Origin of the sequence: Variovorax soli (assembly GCF_031454625.1) — a bacterium.
GTDB lineage: Bacteria > Pseudomonadota > Gammaproteobacteria > Burkholderiales > Burkholderiaceae_C > Variovorax > Variovorax soli_A.
In genome coordinates, this window is the sequence record NZ_JAVDRF010000007.1 from 254,861 (window position 1) to 272,632 (window position 17,772).

Genomic DNA, 17,772 nt, shown 5'->3' on the forward strand with positions numbered 1-17,772 from the left:
TGGCCCATCAATTTCACTGGAGGCCCTCGCCGGGCCGAATGATCATGAACGTTTGCCGTGGCGCACCTGCGCCTTGCCGGGAATCCGCAACCATGATGAACACGCCAGCGGCCGGGGGCAGGCCATGATGCTGTCCTCCTTGCTGCAACGTGCCGCGGCCTCGTCGATGCCGGGTGCGCGGGCCGGCGAAGCGGCGCCTTCGGCCAGCGAAGGTCGCGTGTCCGGCGGACCGCCGCCGCAGCTCTATGCCGAGGAGCAGCTGTGCCGGCCCGAGACCGTGGGCCGCCATGCCGAGATGCCCGGGATCGTGCGCGACCTGGTGGAAGCCGGCAGCATCGACGCCCGGGCGCGCCTGGTGCGCGGCATGCTGCACGCGATCGGCTTCGAGTGGCTGGGCTACGGCATGGTCACCTATGTGCGTGGCCAGTCCTGGCCGCTGAGTTTCTTCACCAGCTATGCCAATGGGCACTGGGTGCGGCGCTACTTCGCGCAACGCCACTACGAGGTGGATGCGCGGCATCAGGAAGCGCCGGCCTCCAGCCTGCCGCTGCTGTGGGACGTGGGCCAGCTGGAAGCCTCGCTCACCGGGCCGGACCCCAGCGAGCGGCGCCACCGCTTTCTCGACGACCTGCACGCCAGCGGCATCCGCAGCGGGCTGTTCTTCCGGCTGGCCTCGCCCACGCATGTGAACGAGCACACGGTGATCAGCCTGACCTCGAGCGCGCCCAGCCGCAACTGGATCACCGAGGGCGTGGTCGGCCAGGCGCTGGTGCTGGGCCTGAGCGTGCACGAGTACCTGTCGCGCCACGCGCGCGTGCCGGCCGCGCCGGCGGCGGCGCGAGCCGAGATGTCGGGCATGTCGCCGACGCAGCAGTACATCCTCGAGCACCTGCTGCAGGGGCGCAGCGACAAGGAGATCGCCTACCGCCTGCAGCTGTCCTCGCACACGGTGGACTACCACATGCGCCAGCTGCGGCGCCGCTTCGCGGCCCGCAACCGGGTGCAGCTGGTGAAGGCGGCGACGCAATCGCAGCACGGGGAGAGCGGGTTCGGCGGGGTCGGCCAGCTGTCGACGCTCTAGGGCCTGTCAACGCTATGGAAGGGGTCGCGTTGCCCCGCCAAGGGGCTGGATGCAAGGCGCCCGCGCGCAGCAAGGCTGGCCGCCTTGCAAGCGCGGGCAACGCCGCAGACGGCCCCTTGGCGGGGCAACCCGAAGGGAAGCTCACCACAGCCCGCCCCTCGGCGTTGCGCTCCTTGTGCGTGCGCATGCACGCACGGCGTCGCGCGCCTTGATGGGCGGGCTGTGGTGAACTTCGCGACCCCTTCCATAGCGTTGACAGGCCCTAGATCAGAAGGCGTGCCGGATGCCGAAGTCGTAGCCCATGGCGCTGCGCGGCTCGAGGCCGCCGGTGCTGATGTAGCCGGGCTGGGGCAAGACCGCAGGCAGGCTCAGCACCAGCGGGGTGACGCCCATCACGGTCGGGTTGTTGTGGCCGTTGTGGACGCGGATGCGCGTCACCGTCGCATACAGCGCGGTGCGCTTGGACAGGTGGTGCACGTAGCCGAGCGCCAGCTTGTTGACCGAGGCGTCGCTGTCCGGCAGGCCATTGCCGTTGTCGAAGTTCACGCGCGCGAGCGACGCGCGGATGACGCCCGGCCCCACCGGCACATTCACGCCGGCCATGACGCCGTCGTAGCGGTCGGTCAGGCGAGGCGCGAGGGCTGCGGCGCCGTCGCGCACGTCGCGCACCCGCGACCATTCGCCGAAGACCTTCACCATGCCGAAATCGTAGGAGCCGCCGAGGTTCAGGCTCTTGATCTTCTCGCCGCCGGTGAAGGTGCTGGTCAGGGTGCTTTCGCCGTAGCCGAGCGCCACGTCGGCCTGGGCGTTGGACCATCCTGCGCGGCCGCCTGCGTAGCGTCCCCGCTGCGACGGGCTGCCGGGCAGGCCGCCGGTGTCCACGTTCTCATGAAACGCGTACTGCACCTGGCCATAGAAGCCCCCCAGCCCCGGCGGCAGGAAGTAGCCGATGGCGTTGCTGGTGCGCAGGTAGCTGTCGGTGGCGGCGGACAGCCCGCCGTTGAGCGGTCCGCCGGTGGCCAGCGCCCGCGAGGCGGCCAGGTTGCTGTTGACCACCGCGATCAGGTTGGTGCCCACGCCATTGACGCCGAAGGGATCGAACACGCCGTCGTTCCAGAAGGAGGGCGTGTAGTCGCGGCCCAGGCGCACTTCGCCGAAGGGGCCGGACAGGCTGACGGTGGAGCGGCGCCCGAAGTTTGCGATGCCGGTGGCGCCCGAGTCGTTGGCCACCGGCGCCTCGAGCCAGAAGCTGGCCGCGAGCCCGCCGCCGAGGTCCTCCGTGCCGCGGAAGCCCAGCCGGCTGGAGTTGTAGCCCGAGTTCGACAGCACCGTCTGGCTGTGCGTGATCTGCTGCGGCGGTGCCAGGCCCCACGATCGGCTCTTGGTGCTGTAGTGGCTGACGCCGGCATCGATGACGCCGAACACCGTGAGGGACGATTGCGCCGCGGCGGAGCCGGCAGCGGCGAGCGCCGAGAGTGCCAACAACAGCTTCTTCATGGAGGGGTTTCCTGAAAGGGTGGTCATGGTGCCTCAGGCCTGGGCCAGCAAGTGGTCGCGCCAGGCATCGCGCAGCAGGTTCTTCTGTATCTTGCCGGTGCCGCCCAGGGGAATGCTGTCGACGAACACGACGTCGTCCGGCGTCCACCATCGGGCGATCCGGCCTTCGTAGAAGCCGAGCAGCTCGTCGCGCGTCAGTTCGTGTCCGGGCTTCTTCACCACCACCAGCAGCGGGCGCTCGTCCCATTTGGGGTGGCGCGCGGCGATGCAGGCGGCCATGGCGACGCCGGGGTGCGCCATGGCGATGTTCTCCAGGTCGATGGAGCCGATCCACTCGCCGCCGGACTTGATCACGTCCTTGCTGCGGTCGGTGATCTGCATGAAGCCGCCGGCGTCGATGGTGGAAACATCGCCGGTCGGAAACCAGCCATCCACCAGCGGGCCGGCGCCCTCGCCATGGAAGTAGCCGGCCGCGATCCAAGGTCCCCGGACCATCAGCTCGCCGGCGGCATGGCCGTCGTGCGGCAGGCGCTCGCCATGCGCATCGACGATCTTCATCTCCACGCCGAACACCGCGCGTCCCTGCTTGGACTGGATGGCCAGGCGTTGCGGCGCATCGAGCGCCAGGTGGTCCGGCGTGAGCCGGCACACGCTCCCCAGGGGGCTGGTTTCGGTCATGCCCCAGGCGTGCACCACCTGCACGCCATGGCGCTCCTGGAAGGCCTGCAGCATGGCCGGCGGACAGGCGGAGCCGCCGATGATGGTGCGGCGCATGGTGCTGAAAGCCAGTCCGTGCCCTTCCACATGCGCCAGCAGGCCCTGCCACACGGTCGGCACGCCGGCGGAGACGGTGACGCCTTCGGCCTCGAAGAGGTCGTGCAGCGACTTGCCGTCGAGGCTCGGGCCGGGGAACACCAGCTTGGCGCCCACCATGCACGCGATGTACGGGATGCCCCACGCGTTCACGTGGAACATCGGCACCACCGGCAGGATGACGTCGTTGCCGGAGTAGCTCAGCGCATCCGGGAGCGCGGCGGCATAGGCGTGCAGCAGCGTCGAGCGGTGGCTGTAGAGCACGCCCTTGGGATGGCCCGTGGTGCCGGACGTGTAGCACAGCGACGAAGCAGCCCGTTCGTCGAACTCGGGCCATTCGAACGCGGGCGAATGGGCGGCGAGCAGGTCCTCGTAGCACAGGAGGTTCGGGATCGTGGTGGCGTCGGGCATGTGCGCCCGGTCCGTCATCGCGACGAAGGTCTTGAGGGTGGCCAGCCGCGGCGCGATCGCCTCGACCAGCGGGAGGAAGCTCAGGTCGAAGAACAGGACCCGGTCTTCGGCGTGATGGGCGATCCACGCCAGCTGGTCCGGATGCAGGCGGGGGTTGATGGTGTGCAGCACGGCGCCGGAGCCCGAGGCCGCGTAGTACAGCTCCATGTGGCGGTAGCCGTTCCAGGCCAGCGTGGCCACGCGCTCGCCGTGCGCGATGCCGAGCGCCGCCAGGGCATTGGCCAGCCTGCGCGCGCGCTGGCCGAGCTCGCGATAGCTCGTGCGGTGCACGTCGCCTTCGACGCGGCGCGACACGATCTCGCGCTCGCCGTGCTGGCTCTCGGCATGGGTGAGCAGGCCGGAGATCAGCAGCGGCCGATCCATCATCAAACCGTTCATGGAAAACGTCTCTTTCTGGAAGGCCTCATCGGCGCGATCAGGGCACCAGGATGGTCGACCCGGTGGTCTTGCGGGACTCGAGCGCGCGGTGCGCCTCGGCCGCCTCCGCGAGCGCGAACACCTGCTTGGGCTCGCTGGCGATGCGCCCGGCCAGCACGTGGCCGAACAGCTCGCCGGCCATCTCCAGCATGTGCGAGCGCGGCTGGATGTAGTGCACCATCGCGGGCCGCGTGACCCACAGCGAGCCCTTGGCGGCCAGCAGGCGCGTGTCGATCACGACCGGGCCCGAGGACGTGCCGTTGCTGACCAGCGAGCCGCGCGGCTGCAGGCAGTCCAGCGATGCTTCGAGCGTGTCCTTGCCGACCGAGTCGTAGACCACGGGCACGCCCTTGCCGTCGGTGATCTCCCTGACGCGCTGGACGATGTTCTCGCGCGAGGTCACGATGGTGTGGGTGCAGCCGCTGTCCCGCGCCAGTGCGGCCTTCTCGTCGGTGCTGACGGTGCCGATCATCGTCACGCCCATCGCCCGCGCCCACTGGCAGGCGATGAGGCCCACGCCGCCCGCGGCCGCGTGGTAGAGGATGGTCTCGCCGCCATGCAGCGGGTACACCTGGCGGAACAGGTACTGCGCCGTCATGCCCTTCATCATCAGCGTGGCAGCGGTGCGGTCCGCGATGCCGTCGGGCAGCGGGATCAGCACCTCGGCCGGCAGCACGCGGGCCTGCGAATAGGCGCCCTGGGGGCCGATGAGATAGCCGACGCGATCGCCGGCCCTGACCTCCGTCACGCCGGGGCCCACGGCCTCGACCACGCCCACCGCGTCGGAGCCCAGGCCCGAGCCCACGCCCTCGGGCAGCGCCAACGGATAGCGGCCGGTGCGGAAGTAGATGTCGATGAAGTTCAGCGCGATGTAGGTGTGGCGCACCCGCGCCTGCCCCGGGCCCGGGTCGCCCACCTCGACGTCTTCGAACTTCAGTACTTCCGGACCCCCGGTCTCGTGGAAGCGGATGGCTTTGACCATGTCATGTCTCCTTTTTTTCGATCCTGCGCGGCAGCGTCTGCGCTCAGTCGAGCTTGATGTTGAAAGTCTTCACGATCTCGGCGTTGCGGTCGTACTCCTGGCGCAGCTCGGCTTGCGCCTGCGCAAGCGAACGCTCGGGCACGGGCTCGAACCCGGCGCCGACCATGCGCTCGCGCACGGAGGCATTCGCGGCCACCTTCTGCAGCGCCGCGTGGATCTTCTCGGCCAGCGGCGCCGGCATCTGCGACGAGGCGATCACGCCGGTCCAGTTGCCGAAGTTCAGCTCCGGGTAGCCCAGCTCCGCCAGCGTGGGCACGTTGGGGAACTCCGGCATGCGGGCCTTGGTGGCGACGGCGAGCAGGCGCACCTTGCCGGCCGCGATCAGGTTCTTCGACGTGACGGCGCCGTCGAACATGAGCGGAATCTGCCCGCCCATCACCTGGGCCAGCGCCGGCGCCGAACCGGGGTAGGGCACGTGCTGCATGTCCAGGCCCGCGGCCTTGTTGAGGATCGCCCCGGCGTACTGGGACGCCGTCCCCGCGCTGTAGGAGGCATAGGAGACCTGGCCGGGATGCGCCTTCACGTAGGCAATGGCTTCCTTCGCATCCTTGGCCGGAAACTGCGGCGCGCTGATGAAGAGCAGGGACGAGCGCGCCATCAGCGAGAGGGGCTTGACGTCCTTGAGCGGGTCGAAGCCGCCCTTGAGCACGTGCGGCACTTCCGTGAGCACATTGCTGGCCGTCATCATGAGCGTCTGGCCGTCCGCCGGCTGCGAGAGCAGGTACTTGACGGCGATCGCGCCGCCGGCGCCGGGCTTGTTCTCGACCACCACGGGCTGGCCGATGTCGCGCGCGAGCTGGTCGCCCACGATGCGCGCCATCACGTCGATGGTGCCGCCCGCAGGGGCGGGCACGATCATCTTCACCGGCTTGTCGGTGTACGCGGATGCGAAGGGCGAGCCCAGCGCCGCAACGGCGGCGAAGAGCACGGAGGCGAGATGGGAGATGCGCTTCATGATGACTCCGGTGCGGTGAAGGATCAGGCCGCCTTGCGCAGGAAGCCCTGCTGGCCGCCGTTGCGGTTGGGTGCGAAGCCGTTGGCCAGCAAGGTCTCTTCGGCCGTCCCGTAGAACACGCCGATCTTGCAGATCTCGCGCGCCTGCCCCGCGGTGGCGATGGGCCGGCCGAACTCGCGCGAGATGCGCACGAGCTGCTCGATCTGCGCCACGGTGCCGATCTTGGCCGTGCGCGACTGGTTCCACAGGTTGTCTTCCGTGCCGCAGCGCACATGCAGCCCCATCGCGATGCCCATCATGTTGACCGGCAACACATTGAGCACCGAGCTCTCCACCGTGAGCATCGCGCCGTCGGGCACGGCGCGCACGAAGTTGGCCAGGTTGTAGATGTTGGGCGCATCCATGCCGCCGCCGATGGCCACCCAGTTCAGCACCAGCGGGCCCTTGTAGATGCCACGGCGCATCAGGCGCTCCACCGATTCGAAGCTGTTGATGTTGTAGCACTGGAAGGCGCTCTGGATGCCCGCGGCGGACAGGCGCCGGATGTGCTCCTCGGCCCAGCCCGGCTGCGCGGGCACCGTCATCTCCTTGTAGGCATTGAACACCGCCGGGTCTTCCATCGAGGTGCCCTGGATGTCGCGCTGGTCGAACTGCTCCAGGATGTTCATCTGCGATGTGTTGATGGTCACCGTCACCTGGTCCGGCTTGGGATCGAGCTCGGCCAGCATGTGGCGCGTGTCGTCCGAGAGCCACTTGGCGGCGGCGCCTTCGGTTTCGGGCGCGAAGCTGATGGAGCCGCCGACCTGGATCACCATCTCGGGCACACGGTCGCGCACGCCGGCGATCAGTTCATTGAATTTGGACAGGCGCTTGGACCCCTTGCCGTCCAGTTCGCGCACGTGCAGGTGCAGCACCGTGGCGCCGGCGTTGTAGCAGTCCACGGCCTTCTGGATCTGTTCTTCCATCGTCACGGCGATCTCGCCGGGAAAATCGGAAGGCAGCCAGGAGGGGGCATAGGGAGCGGCCGTGATGACGAGCGGCTGCTGGTTCTCGGGGTAGAGGTGACCGTCGAGGAAGTTCATCGTGAGCTCCGTGAGTTTGCGTGTGGGGTTGAAGCGGAAGATCGGAAGGTCAGAAGGTCGTCGTGCCGACGATCCCGGCGCGTTCCATCTTGCGGTGGCAGGGCGGGTAGTCCATCACGGCGTAATGCTGCGTGGCCCGGTTGTCCCAGATCGCCACGCTGTTGGGTTGCCAGCGCCAGCGCACCTGGTATTCGGGAATGGCGGCCTGGTTGATCAGGTACTGCAGCAGCGACGACGCGCCCTGCGTGAAATCCTGCCCGTAGCGCACGTTGGCCGGCGTGTGGAAGTTGGTGAAGTGGGTGGTGAAGGCGTTGACGAACAGCACCCTTTCCCCGGTTTCGGGATGGGTGCGCACCACCGGGTGTTCGGCATCGGGGTACTGCGCCTTGAGTGCGTGGCGCTTCTCGATGGGCATGGCCGCGCCGAAGGTGCATTCGATGCTGTGGCGGGCGCGCAGCGGAGCGATCAGTGTCTTGATGTGCTCGGGCAGCCGCTCGTAGGCCATCGCCATGTTGGCCCACATCGTGTCGCCGCCCACCGGCGGGCACTCGACGCAGCGCAGCACGCAGCCCATCGGCGGCGCCTCGCGCCAGGTCGCGTCCGTGTGCCAGCTGTTCTCGTAACGGTCGTTCGGTGCGTCCGGCGTCTTGTAGATGCGCACCAGGCCGGGATGCTCCGGGTCGCTGCCTGCCACCGGATGGTCCTCCAGTTCGCCGAAGCGGCGGGCGAAGGCGACGTGTTCCGAACGGCTGATGTCCTGGTCGCGCAGGAACAGCACCTTGTGCCGCAGCAGCAGGGACTTGATCTCCGTGAACAGGCCGTCATCCCGCGCCGCATCGGCCAGGCTGACGCCGCTGAGCTGGGCTCCGATGACGCAGGTCAGTTGCTCGACTCGCATGCTTGTCTCCATGTGGGCCACGACAGGCTGCGGCCGGGTCCGCAGAACATCTTGTCGTCGCGCGTTTTCTTGTCTCATTCCGCCCTCCGGTGGTGGTCCGGGGGCATGGAGGAACTGTAGAAGTGCGGGCCTGGCGGCGCTTTGCATTTCGTGCCATTCGCTTGACATTCGATGCCAGAATGGCGGTCGAAGCGGAGAGGCTGACCATGACGGCTTTGGTGCGTGCAGCGGCGCTGACGAATTTCGCGGAGGTGGCGCAGGAGCTTGGCTACGACCCGGGTGCGGCCTTGCGCAAGGCGGGGCTGCGCGCACAGCTGATCCGGCAACCGGACCAGCTGGTCGAGGCGGACCGGGTCGCCCGGCTCCTCGAAGAGGCGGCGCGCCATACGGGCTGCGAGTCCTTCGGCCTGCGCATCGCGGCCCGGCGCCAGTTGTCGAACTTCGGTCCGATCAGCCTGCTGCTCATGCACCAGCCCACGCTGCGGCAGGTCCTGCTCACGCTGATCGAGCACCTGCACCTCCTCAACGAAAGGCTGGCGATCCAGGTGGAAGACGTGGGCAGGATGGTCGTCCTGCGCGAAGAGCTGACGGTGTCTGCGGCGGGTCGCCAGTCCATCGAACTGGCGATCGGGGTGCTCTACCGGATGTGCGGGGCGCTTCTCGGCGAGCAATGGCAGCCGGCCAGCGTGAGCTTCACGCACGGGCCGCCTTCCAGCCAGGCCTTTCACCGAAGGTTCTTCAAGTGCCGCATCGAATTCGACGGCGCCTTCAACGGGCTGGTGTGCCAGGCGGCGGACCTGGACGTGCCGAATCCCGGGGCCGATCCGGTCCTGGCCGACTATGCGCGGAAGATGATTGCGGCGCTTCCCGGCGATCGGGAGCGCTCGATCGAGCAGGAGGTGCGCAAGGCGATCTACCTCATGCTGCCGACAGGACGTGCCACCTGCAAGTCGGTGGCAATGGGCCTGGGCATGAGCATGCGAACGCTGCAACGCGAACTCGATGCGCGCGCGCTGACCTTCAAGCAGTTGATCAACGAGGTCCGCCAGGATCTCGCGCGACGCTACGTGGTCAACGCTCGCTACAACCTGGGCGAGGTGGCTGCCATGCTGGGCTACAGCACGCACAGCGCGTTCACGCGGTGGTTCGGCACCCAGTTCGGCTGTTCGCCGGAATCATGGCGCAGCCATTCGGCCCGGCCGCCTGATCGCGCTGCCTGAGCGCGACGTGTCGACGCCGCCGGGGCAGTTCACTCGCGCCAGTGGTGGGCCACCCATCCCGCCGAGCGGACGAAGCGCAAGACACGGTTGCGCTGCCCCGCGATCGCGCCCGGTGGAGTGCACCCGTCATGAAAGACCACGATGCGCGCATCCGGCGGCACGAAGGGCGCGCGCAAGTAGTTGCTCGGCCAGGTGGGAATGCTGTGGTACTTGAAGCTCGGGCACCAGGCGGCCGGCCAGTACGCAAGCTTGCCTTGTCGATGGAGGAAGTCGGAGAGGTAGGCCTGCGCGTCGGGGAAGGTCGAGCGCACTTCGGCGGCGTTGGCGCGGAAATGTTCGAGCACATCCGCATGGGCACCGATGTCGAATCGGCAGACCGATGAAAGGGCCGTCACGCGCTGACCGCGCCCCTTGTAGTCCCGGATCATGAGGAACTTGCCGGGGTAATCGAAGAAGGGGTCCAGCCCGCCGACGATCACCACGTTCAGGTCGAGGTAGATCGCCGTGCCGCGCAGGCCGAAGAGATCGGCGGCGAAGCAGGCCAGCTGGGTCCAGCCGCCGTCGCTCGGGTCCGTGGGCAGGTCGAGCGCGGGAATGGGCTGGCACTCCACTTCGGACCGGATGCCTTGCGGGTCGTCCGTCAGGCAGGTGAAGCGGAAGCCGCTGCGCAGGTGGCGGCGCACCATGGCATAGAGGCGGTTGACGTACTCGGGGCCGTGCTCGTTGCCCCGTTTCATGCAGAGGAAGTGGCGGCGTTGTGCTTCGCGCAGGGTGATGTGGAAAGGGATTCGGTCTTCGGACATTCGGGCATGGGTCGTTTCGGCGAGGAAGGCGGTGCACCGCGGGTTCGCGCGCGTGCGCGAAGCCGGTGTCTGCGCCTTCGCGAGACGTGGATGCTAGGAAGGTCCGAAGCGCTGCGGGAGATCTCGCGACAATTGGCGACCTTTCGCGCCGCAGCTCTCACTCCGCAGCCTTACACCGCCACCGGGCTGCGCTCCGCGAACTGGCCGTTCCAGTACAGGTAGTACGGGTAGGGCGGCGTCACGGCGCTCGCCGCATCGAGGCGCGCCATCTGCTCCCGGGTGAGCTGCCAGCCCAGCGCGCCGAGGTTCTGCTTCAGCTGCGCCTCGTCGCACCCGTCAATCGTCACAGCAGGCCATGCTCGGCAAAGGACAAGGTGCGGGTGCCAGCGACGATGATGAGATCCAGCACGCGCACATCGATCATTGCCAGCGCGGTCCTCAGCAGATGCGTCAGGGCCTCGTCCTCGCGCGTCGGCTCGGGGTCTCCGCTCGGATGGTTGTGAGAGAAGATCACCGCCGCAGTATTGAGCCGCAGTGCTTCCTTGACGACTTCGCGCGGATAGACGGCTGCCTGATTGATGGTGCCGCGGAACATTTCCACGTATTCGATCAGCCGGTGCTGACTGTCCAGGAACAGCGCAGAAAAGACTTCGTGCTCGAAGCCTGCGAGCTTGGCGCACAGGTATTCATGGGCTGCCTGGGCCGACTTGAACGAAGCGCCGCGCTGAACCTTCTGGTCGATGGCGTGGCGCGCCGCATTCAGAATCTGATCGCTCGTTGCCTGGAGATAGCGACCCTCCTCGTCACGGACCAGCAGCGGCGGAGTGAAGCATGGGACGAGGGCTGTGACGTGGCGATGCTGTGGCCCTCTTCTTGGCTTCATGACCTCTCCTGAGTGAATACGGGCGAGCTTCCTGGCACGCCGTAATGGTTTTTCTCGATTCGATCCAGCGGCTGAATTTTGTCAAAACATGCAACTGGTGCGAGTTATTGCATCATATGCGAGCTTTCCCTCCAAATACTAGAAGGCGCGCCCTGCGTGCACCTCACCGCAAAATCCGCCATGTCCCATTCAACCTCCAGCGAGTTGATTTCCGAGTCTCTGGCCGCCCAGTCCGTTCGGGCACTGCTCGATCGACACTCGGTCCCTCGGCGCAAACACGCGACCGTCGTGACCGACGTGCTCAAACTGTCGTACTCGCAGGGACACCGCCGACTGACCACCGATGCGACATGGACCCTGGAGGAACTGCGCGCACTCGCCGAACACTATGGCGAGTCTCTGGCCAGCATGGTGTCGCTTGGACAGTTGGGAGAAATGCAGAAGGGCACGCTGAAGATCGGCACGACCATCGTTCCATGCCGTTTTGCGCGCGGACGTGCGGTCCACCGGCCGCGTGCGGGCGCTCTTGTCGCGGCCCTGATCGATTCGGATTGGTACGTGGTGCCGGCCGAACACAACCTGGCCACGCAGGCCTATGACATCGTGCGGCTGGTCGTCGAGCCTTCGTCCGCCGTCAGCCGGCGCATCGCCGTGCTCGACGATCACATCGACACCGCCAAGACGGTCGGCAGCTATCTGAAATCCGCCGGTTACGAGCCGGCCCTGTTTGCTGATCTTGGCGCCATCACGGCGGCTCTCGGTGATCGCGATTTCGATGGCTATGTATTGGACTGGATCATCGAGAAGAACGGCGTCAAGGACACGGCGAGGGATTTGGTGAAATCGATCCGGTCGCGCGACGCGCATTGCCCCATCGTGGTCCTCACGGGTGAAGTGGAGACGGGCGCGGCCGATGAATCCGACATCGCCAGCGCGATGGCCAAGTACCGGCTCAAGTTCTTCGAGAAGCCGGCTCGGTTGTCCATCATTTCAGCTGCGCTGGCTGGCTCCCTTGCGTTCGCATGATCGCTAGCGCCTGCTGACGACGGATCGGCTTTTCCAGCACCGCGTCGAAGGTATCGCGGGCATCGGCAAGCCTGCGGCTCGAAGCCATCGCGACCAGGCGCGCGCTGCTGTTCAAGCCGGCTGTCCTGACTTGCGCAGCCAATTCGGCACTGGTCGTTCCGGGCAGATCGAAATCGATCACCACCGTGCCGTAGGCATGGGCCGCCAGAAGATTCAATGCCACTGCGGCCGACATGGCCGTGTCGCAGCCCAAGCCCAGTTCCATGGCTGTGTCGGCGACTTTCTCCAGCAGTTCGGGCCGATCGCTCACCGCCAAGAGTCGCCTCATCCCGCTGCCTTCGGCGGGCGTGCGCTCCTCAGCCGCTACTGCCGGGATGGCCAGATCGATCGTGGTGCCGCCGGCGGGCGTCTGCGACACTTGGGTCGAGCCACCGAGTTGCAGGAGCAGCGCCCGCACCACGGCCAGCCCGATGCCGCGACCCCTGCCGGGTTGATGCGGCACCGGCTCGGTCCCCCGCGTCACCGTGTCGGCAGCGGCGGCAGGCAGTCCGGGTCCAGTGTCCGCAATGCGCAGTCGCAGCTGGGCCATCGATGCGTCAAAGGCCTGCAGGCTGACGGTCACGCCCCCGTGATCCGTATACCTGACGGCGTTGCCGATCAAGTTGTGCAGCAACTGGCCGATCCTGGCGCCGTCGGCGACGACGAAGACCGGCTCCGATGGGATCTCCACCGTCAGCCTCAGCCCCTTGGCCTCGGCGATCATGGCCGCGTCCTCGGCCATCTCGCGCACGAGCTCGGTCGCCTCGAACACTTCGGGCCGCAACTCGATGCGGCCGGCCTGCCCACGCGCCAGGGTCAGGAGATCCCGGAGCTGCACCGCGAGCTCGTCGGCCGATCGCCGGATGCGCCGTGTGACTTCCGCCTGATCGGGCAATGCCTGCCCGCTCTCCAGCACATCGAGTGCCGACACGATGCTCTGAAGCGGGGATCTCAGCTCGTGGCTCACCATGCCGAGGAACTGGGTCTTGGCCTGCACGGCCTGGCGCTCGGATTCCAGGGCGCGCTCACGCCCCCTGGCTTCGCGCAGGTAGCGCGACCACGACAGGCTCATGCTCAGGACCCAGAGCAGCATCACGCCGAAGCCGATCCATACTGCAATCCAGAGCAGTCGGCGCTGTGTGAGCAGGCTTTCCAGGGCCGCACTGCGAGCCTCCAGCTCTTCGACCCTGACGGCATTCGCGAGAGTGAGGATGGTCTCTTCCATGTCCGCAAACTCCTTCACCAGGTGCGGTGCATGGAGACGCAGAACCTCGGGGGAATCCAGCATGTGATTCACCCGACGATGGAAGGCGTCGACCTCCTGCCTACCGCTTGAGAAACCGGTGATGCTCTCGAAGAATGCCGTGAGTTCCGACGCGCCGGTAAGGATGAGCGCTTTGGACATCAGGACCGCGCTGCGCTTCGACAGCTCGTCATCATCCATGTCGCCTCCGAGTGCCAGAACCTCGATTGCTTCCCGCATGCGCAGGTATGCCAGCTCGTATTGCGCAACAGTCCAGTAGTAGCCCTCGTCAGGCCCGGCCTTCTCCATGATCTGCTCGTCGAGCCGCGAGATACACACGCTGACCGCCATGAAGGAAATCGCAATCATCGCCACCACGGCGGCAATGATGTTGCGCCCGCGGAGGAGCGCGGACCATGATTCTCTAATGGACAACGGTGATGCGCCTGACCTGCCAAATGAACTTGGCCTGCGCTGGCGGTGTATTGAGCTTGCTCGGGTATTTGTCGCGCGGGTACATCACGAACAACGGGCCGTGATCGCGCGCGGTCATGCGCTTGCCGTCTCGGCTGTGCGCCAGGATGGGACCGAAGGCGTCCAAGTCTGACATGGGAATACTTGCGCTGTAGTCATCCAGCGCCTGCACATCCAGGCGCGATCCGCTTGCTCCAACGTGCTCCAGCACGCTCGACAGCAGGGGCCCATCGAACCTTGAACGCGTGGTCCATGTGGTCGAGGTGGTGATCGAATTTTGAGGAAGCGACATAAATTCTTCTTCGCTGAAGCGGTAGATCTTGGCTTTCTCGTCCGTGAACTTGCTGATGTTTCCGCGGACGATCAGGATAGCGCGTCGTTCCTCTTTGGCGTGCGCGAGTCGAGCCAGGGTGCCAACACCTGCGAGCGTCACGAGCTGCCTTCTTCGAAGCATAGTTTCCCCTTTTTCTAATAGCGGCAATGCTCCTCGCGCGAACTGATGCTGGCTGGCTTCGGTCAGTACAGCTGCCGACTTCGCCCACCGTCGACGGCGAGCACTTGGCCTGTCACGTAGGTGGCATCAATGGCGAGGTACGCGACAGCGCCGGCAAGTTCCTCGAAAGTGCCGATGCGGCCGAGCGGTATGGACTCGTTGATCCTCTTGGCTCGCTCGATGTCTGACCAGCTCTCGGGATAGAGCAAGGTGCCCGGCTGAACGACGTTGAAGCGCACATGCGGTGCCCAGTCGTTGGCGAGCGCGAGGATCATCGATTGCAGTGCGCCCTTGGCTGTCGTATACGACACATATCCCTTGGGTGCGCGGTCGACGGAGATATCCGTGACGGCAACGACCGAGCGAAGGGCCAGAAGCTGGTTGGGTCTCGGACGCAGCATGGCGAGGATGGCGGCGTGGGCACCGAGATGAATGGCGATGTCGATGTCCGTGCGTTCGATGTTGCCGACGTCGCTTGCGTGGTAGGCCGAGGCATTGCACACCAGGACTGTCACGCCCCTCGACGCGAGCCACGCCGGCACCGAGAAGTCTTCTGCAGTGAAATCGGCCGCCCAGCGTTCAGTGGATCTGGGCCGCAACAGCTCGAGTTCAGCTTGCAAGGCCATCGCTTTGTCGAGCGACCTGGGCGTGTGGTGAATGACGACCGACAAGCCGCGCGCATGCAATGCACGGACGATGGCGGCGCCGCCGCGCCCCGAGCCACCGGTGACGAGAGCCCAACCTTGGCTGCTACCGTCAGACAAGGACAGGCTCTCGGGGATAGAAGTCATATCTTTTTTGCAGTGGATGCGGAAGTCGCGCGGGCGAGGTCGGTGTCTGCGCCGAAGCGCGACGTGGATGCTAGGTAGATCTGATGAGCCCCGGGAGATCTCGCGACAATTGGCGACGATTCAGGCAAGGTGTCGCGCCTGCGCATGCGCCTGCGCAGGCGCAGCCTCACGCGGAGGTGTGCGGTTGTATGCACGCCTCGATTACCCAGCGAGCTGAGCCCACTCCGCTGTCCTCACACCGCAGCCTCACACCGCCACCGGGCTGCGCTCCGCGAACTGGCCGTTCCAGTACGGGTAGTACGGGTAGGGCGGCGTCACGGCGCTCGCCGCATCGAGGCGCGCCATCTGCTCCCGGGTGAGCTGCCAGCCCAGCGCGCCGAGGTTCTGCTTCAGCTGCGCCTCGTCGCGGGCACCGATCAGTACGCTGGCGACGGTGGGGCGCTGCAGCAGCCAGTTGAGCGCGATCTGCGGCAGGGTCTTGCCGGTCTCTTCGGCCACCTGGTCCATGGCATCGACCACGCGGTAGAGCCGCTCCTCCTCGACCGGCGGCGCAAAGCCTGCGGTGTCGTGCAGCCGGCTGCCGGGCGGCAGCGGCTGGCCGCGCCGGATACGGCCCGTGAGCCGGCCCCAGCCGAGCGGGCTCCAGACGATCGCGCCCACACCCTGGTCGATGGCCAACGGCATCAGCTCCCATTCGTAGTCGCGGCCGATCAACGAGTAATAGGTCTGGTTGGCGACGTAGCGCGAGAGCCCCAGCCGGTCGGAGGCGGCCAGTGATTTCATCAGCTGCCAGCCCGAGAAGTTCGACACGCCGATGTAGCGCACCTTGCCCGCGCGCACCAGGTCGTCGAGGGTGCGCAGCACCTGCTCGACCGGCGTCATTGCGTCGAAGGCGTGCAGCTGCAGCAGATCGATGTAGTCGGTGCCCAGGCGCTCGAGCGCGGCATCGGTCGCCGCGATGAGGTGATGGCGCGACGAGCCGACGTCGTTGGGACCATCGCCGGCGCGCAGCGCCATCTTGGTCGAGAGGATCACCTTGCTGCGCCGGCCTTTCACGGCCGCGCCGAGGATGGACTCCGAGGCGCCGTTCGAATACACGTCGGCGCTGTCGAAGAGGTTGACGCCGGCATCGAGGCAGATGTCGATCATGCGGCGCGCGCCGTCGACGCCGGTGTTGCCCCAGGCGCTGAAGAGCGGCCCTTGCCCGCCGAAAGTGCCCGCGCCGAAGCCGAGGGCTGGCACCTTGAAGCCGGCGTTGCCGAGGTAGCGTTGTTCCATCATGAGGAATCCTTGGTTTGAAACGGGTTGGAGAAGCGTTTTTCAGGTGCGCAGCGGTGTGCAGTCCGCGAGCGCCGGCTCGCGCCTGTCGAGCGCGCGGCTCCACAGCGCGATGCCCAGGCCCACCAGCGTGAGCAGCGACGCCACCCAGCCCAGCGCGCCGAGGCCGGGGCCGCGCTCGATCACCGCGCCGCCGACCCACGCGCCCAATGCATTGCCCAGGTTGAAGGCCGCGATGTTGAGGCTGGAGGCGAGGTTCTGGCCGGCGCCGGCCGCTTTCTCGAGCACGCGCAGCTGCAGCGGCGCCACCGTGGCGAAGGCAGCGATGCCGAGCAGGCCGACGAAGAGGGCCGCCGTCGCGCCGGTCCGGAGCGCCGGCTGCATCAGTGCCATCACTCCGGCCAGCGCAGCGAGCGTGCCCAGCACCGCCGGCATCAGCGCCCGGTCCGCCAGCTTGCCGCCGAGGATGTTGCCGACGGCCAGCCCGCCGCCGAAGAGCAGCAGCAGCGGCGAGACCGCGGATTCGGGCAGGCCGGTGATGCGCGTCAACAGCGGCTGGATATAGGTGAAGACGACGAACACGCCGGCATAGCCCAGCACGGTCATCGCGAGGCCGAGCAGCACCTGAGGCCGGCCCAGCACCGCGAGCTCCTCGCGCAGCGGCGCCGGGGCCTGCCGGTCCGCGCCGCGATCGCGCGGCACGAAGAGCGCGAGCACCGCGAGCGCGAGCACGCCGATCAGCGCCACCGCCCAGAAGGTCGAGCGCCAGCCGAGGTGAAGGCCGAGCCAGGCGCCGGCCGGCACACCCAGCATGGTGGCAGCCGTGAGGCCGGTGAACATGGTGGCGATCGCCGAGGCGCGCTTCTCGGGTGCCACCAGGCCGGTGGCCACCACCGAGCCGACGCCGAAGAAGGTGCCGTGCGCGAGCGAGGTGATCACCCGCGCGGCCATCAGCATCTCGTAGTTCGGCGCCAGGGCGCAGGCCATGTTGCCGAGCGTGAAGATCGCCATCAGCGCCAGCAGCACGGTCTTGCGCGAGACGCCCCGCGTCGCGATGGTGAGCAGCGGCGCGCCGACCGCGACGCCGAGCGCATAGCCCGAGATCAACAGGCCGGCGGCCGCGATGGAGACATGAAGATCCGCCGAGACCTGCAGCAGCAGGCCCATGATGACGAATTCGGTGGTGCCGATGCCGAAGGCACCGGCGGTGAGGGCGAGGAGGGCGATGGGCATGATGTCCTGTACTGTGCGGGCGCCTCGCATGCA

16 protein-coding genes and 1 pseudogene are annotated in these 17,772 nt (G+C 67.1%); 3 read left to right on the forward strand and 14 right to left on the reverse strand.

The genetic code is table 11. The features are described 5' to 3' along the window. The first annotated feature begins 124 nt into the window (after nt 1-124). Nucleotides 125-1,081, forward strand: a complete 957-nt coding sequence (locus J2739_RS17830) for a helix-turn-helix transcriptional regulator (protein ID WP_309903996.1) — start codon at nt 125-127, stop codon at nt 1,079-1,081. 267 nt (nt 1,082-1,348) lie between these two features. Here J2739_RS17830 and J2739_RS17835 read toward each other — a convergent pair whose 3' ends face one another. The 6 genes from J2739_RS17835 to J2739_RS17860 are packed head-to-tail and all read right to left on the reverse strand — an operon-like array spanning nt 1,349 to nt 8,256. Further along, nucleotides 1,349-2,578, reverse strand: coding sequence for a porin (locus tag J2739_RS17835; protein ID WP_309903998.1), 1,230 nt, complete (start codon nt 2,576-2,578; stop codon nt 1,349-1,351). A 33-nt stretch (nt 2,579-2,611) separates the two neighbouring features. Continuing rightward, on the reverse strand, nt 2,612-4,240 hold the full coding sequence (locus J2739_RS17840) for a 3-(methylthio)propionyl-CoA ligase (protein ID WP_309904000.1): 1,629 nt from the start codon (nt 4,238-4,240) through the stop codon (nt 2,612-2,614). Between the two features lie 37 nt (nt 4,241-4,277). After that, entirely contained in the window at nt 4,278-5,261 is a 984-nt protein-coding gene (locus J2739_RS17845) for a quinone oxidoreductase family protein (protein WP_309904002.1), read from the reverse strand. Between the two features lie 43 nt (nt 5,262-5,304). After that, entirely contained in the window at nt 5,305-6,276 is a 972-nt protein-coding gene (locus J2739_RS17850; protein ID WP_309904004.1) for a Bug family tripartite tricarboxylate transporter substrate binding protein, read from the reverse strand. Between the two features lie 23 nt (nt 6,277-6,299). Continuing rightward, entirely contained in the window at nt 6,300-7,358 is a 1,059-nt protein-coding gene (locus J2739_RS17855) for a beta-keto acid cleavage family enzyme (RefSeq protein WP_309904006.1), read from the reverse strand. Between the two features lie 49 nt (nt 7,359-7,407). Continuing rightward, entirely contained in the window at nt 7,408-8,256 is an 849-nt protein-coding gene (locus J2739_RS17860) for a TauD/TfdA dioxygenase family protein (RefSeq protein ID WP_309904008.1), read from the reverse strand. A 206-nt stretch (nt 8,257-8,462) separates the two neighbouring features. Here J2739_RS17860 and J2739_RS17865 point away from each other — a divergent pair, with 206 nt between their 5' ends. Further along, the gene (locus J2739_RS17865; protein WP_309904010.1) at nt 8,463-9,476 is read left to right on the forward strand and encodes an AraC family transcriptional regulator; all 1,014 of its coding nucleotides are present in this window, start codon (nt 8,463-8,465) and stop codon (nt 9,474-9,476) included. 29 nt (nt 9,477-9,505) lie between these two features. Here the strand turns inward: J2739_RS17865 and J2739_RS17870 are convergent, their stop codons facing one another. From J2739_RS17870 to J2739_RS17880, 3 genes and pseudogenes are all read right to left on the reverse strand, one after another. Further along, nucleotides 9,506-10,279: a glycosyltransferase gene (locus J2739_RS17870; RefSeq protein WP_309904012.1), complete on the reverse strand. Its 774-nt coding sequence runs from the start codon at nt 10,277-10,279 to the stop codon at nt 9,506-9,508. Between the two features lie 170 nt (nt 10,280-10,449). Further along, nucleotides 10,450-10,608 (reverse strand): annotated as a pseudogene (locus J2739_RS17875) (aldo/keto reductase); the annotation flags it as partial. A 14-nt stretch (nt 10,609-10,622) separates the two neighbouring features. Next, nucleotides 10,623-11,162 carry a JAB domain-containing protein gene (locus tag J2739_RS17880; RefSeq protein ID WP_309904014.1) on the reverse strand — a complete coding sequence of 180 codons (540 nt, stop codon included), beginning with the start codon at nt 11,160-11,162 and terminating at the stop codon, nt 10,623-10,625. 156 nt (nt 11,163-11,318) lie between these two features. Between J2739_RS17880 and J2739_RS17885 the strand changes: the two genes are divergently transcribed. Further along, entirely contained in the window at nt 11,319-12,188 is an 870-nt protein-coding gene (locus J2739_RS17885) for a helix-turn-helix domain-containing protein (RefSeq protein WP_309904016.1), read from the forward strand. Here the strand turns inward: J2739_RS17885 and J2739_RS17890 are convergent. The 5 genes from J2739_RS17890 to J2739_RS17910 all read right to left on the reverse strand — a co-directional run bounded on the left by J2739_RS17890 (nt 12,148) and on the right by J2739_RS17910 (nt 17,739). Then, entirely contained in the window at nt 12,148-13,905 is a 1,758-nt protein-coding gene (locus tag J2739_RS17890; RefSeq protein WP_309904018.1) for a sensor histidine kinase, read from the reverse strand. The two genes, J2739_RS17885 and J2739_RS17890, sit on opposite strands and share 41 nt — an antisense overlap. Continuing rightward, nucleotides 13,895-14,377 (reverse strand): putative pterin-binding protein, encoded by a 483-nt coding sequence (locus J2739_RS17895; RefSeq protein WP_309904020.1) that lies wholly within the window; start codon nt 14,375-14,377, stop codon nt 13,895-13,897. Before J2739_RS17895 ends, J2739_RS17890 begins: the two co-directional genes overlap by 11 nt. Before the next feature lie 83 nt (nt 14,378-14,460). Further along, on the reverse strand, nt 14,461-15,228 hold the full coding sequence (locus J2739_RS17900; protein WP_309904022.1) for an SDR family oxidoreductase: 768 nt from the start codon (nt 15,226-15,228) through the stop codon (nt 14,461-14,463). Nucleotides 15,229-15,474: 246 nt separating this feature from the next. Further along, the gene (locus J2739_RS17905) at nt 15,475-16,506 is read right to left on the reverse strand and encodes an aldo/keto reductase (protein WP_309904066.1); all 1,032 of its coding nucleotides are present in this window, start codon (nt 16,504-16,506) and stop codon (nt 15,475-15,477) included. 42 nt (nt 16,507-16,548) lie between these two features. Beyond that, nucleotides 16,549-17,739 carry an MFS transporter gene (locus tag J2739_RS17910; RefSeq protein WP_309904024.1) on the reverse strand — a complete coding sequence of 397 codons (1,191 nt, stop codon included), beginning with the start codon at nt 17,737-17,739 and terminating at the stop codon, nt 16,549-16,551. Between the last annotated feature and the right edge of the window lie 33 nt (nt 17,740-17,772).

Coding starts and splice junctions, on each gene's coding strand:
- J2739_RS17830 (WP_309903996.1), top strand. CDS start 125: ATGATGCTGTCCTCCTTGCTGCAACGTGCCGCGGCCTCGTCGATGCCG.
- J2739_RS17835 (WP_309903998.1), bottom strand. CDS start 2,578: ATGAAGAAGCTGTTGTTGGCACTCTCGGCGCTCGCCGCTGCCGGCTCC.
- J2739_RS17840 (WP_309904000.1), bottom strand. CDS start 4,240: ATGAACGGTTTGATGATGGATCGGCCGCTGCTGATCTCCGGCCTGCTC.
- J2739_RS17845 (WP_309904002.1), bottom strand. CDS start 5,261: ATGGTCAAAGCCATCCGCTTCCACGAGACCGGGGGTCCGGAAGTACTG.
- J2739_RS17850 (WP_309904004.1), bottom strand. CDS start 6,276: ATGAAGCGCATCTCCCATCTCGCCTCCGTGCTCTTCGCCGCCGTTGCG.
- J2739_RS17855 (WP_309904006.1), bottom strand. CDS start 7,358: ATGAACTTCCTCGACGGTCACCTCTACCCCGAGAACCAGCAGCCGCTC.
- J2739_RS17860 (WP_309904008.1), bottom strand. CDS start 8,256: ATGCGAGTCGAGCAACTGACCTGCGTCATCGGAGCCCAGCTCAGCGGC.
- J2739_RS17865 (WP_309904010.1), top strand. CDS start 8,463: ATGACGGCTTTGGTGCGTGCAGCGGCGCTGACGAATTTCGCGGAGGTG.
- J2739_RS17870 (WP_309904012.1), bottom strand. CDS start 10,279: ATGTCCGAAGACCGAATCCCTTTCCACATCACCCTGCGCGAAGCACAA.
- J2739_RS17880 (WP_309904014.1), bottom strand. CDS start 11,162: ATGAAGCCAAGAAGAGGGCCACAGCATCGCCACGTCACAGCCCTCGTC.
- J2739_RS17900 (WP_309904022.1), bottom strand. CDS start 15,228: ATGACTTCTATCCCCGAGAGCCTGTCCTTGTCTGACGGTAGCAGCCAA.
- J2739_RS17905 (WP_309904066.1), bottom strand. CDS start 16,506: ATGGAACAACGCTACCTCGGCAACGCCGGCTTCAAGGTGCCAGCCCTC.
- J2739_RS17910 (WP_309904024.1), bottom strand. CDS start 17,739: ATGCCCATCGCCCTCCTCGCCCTCACCGCCGGTGCCTTCGGCATCGGC.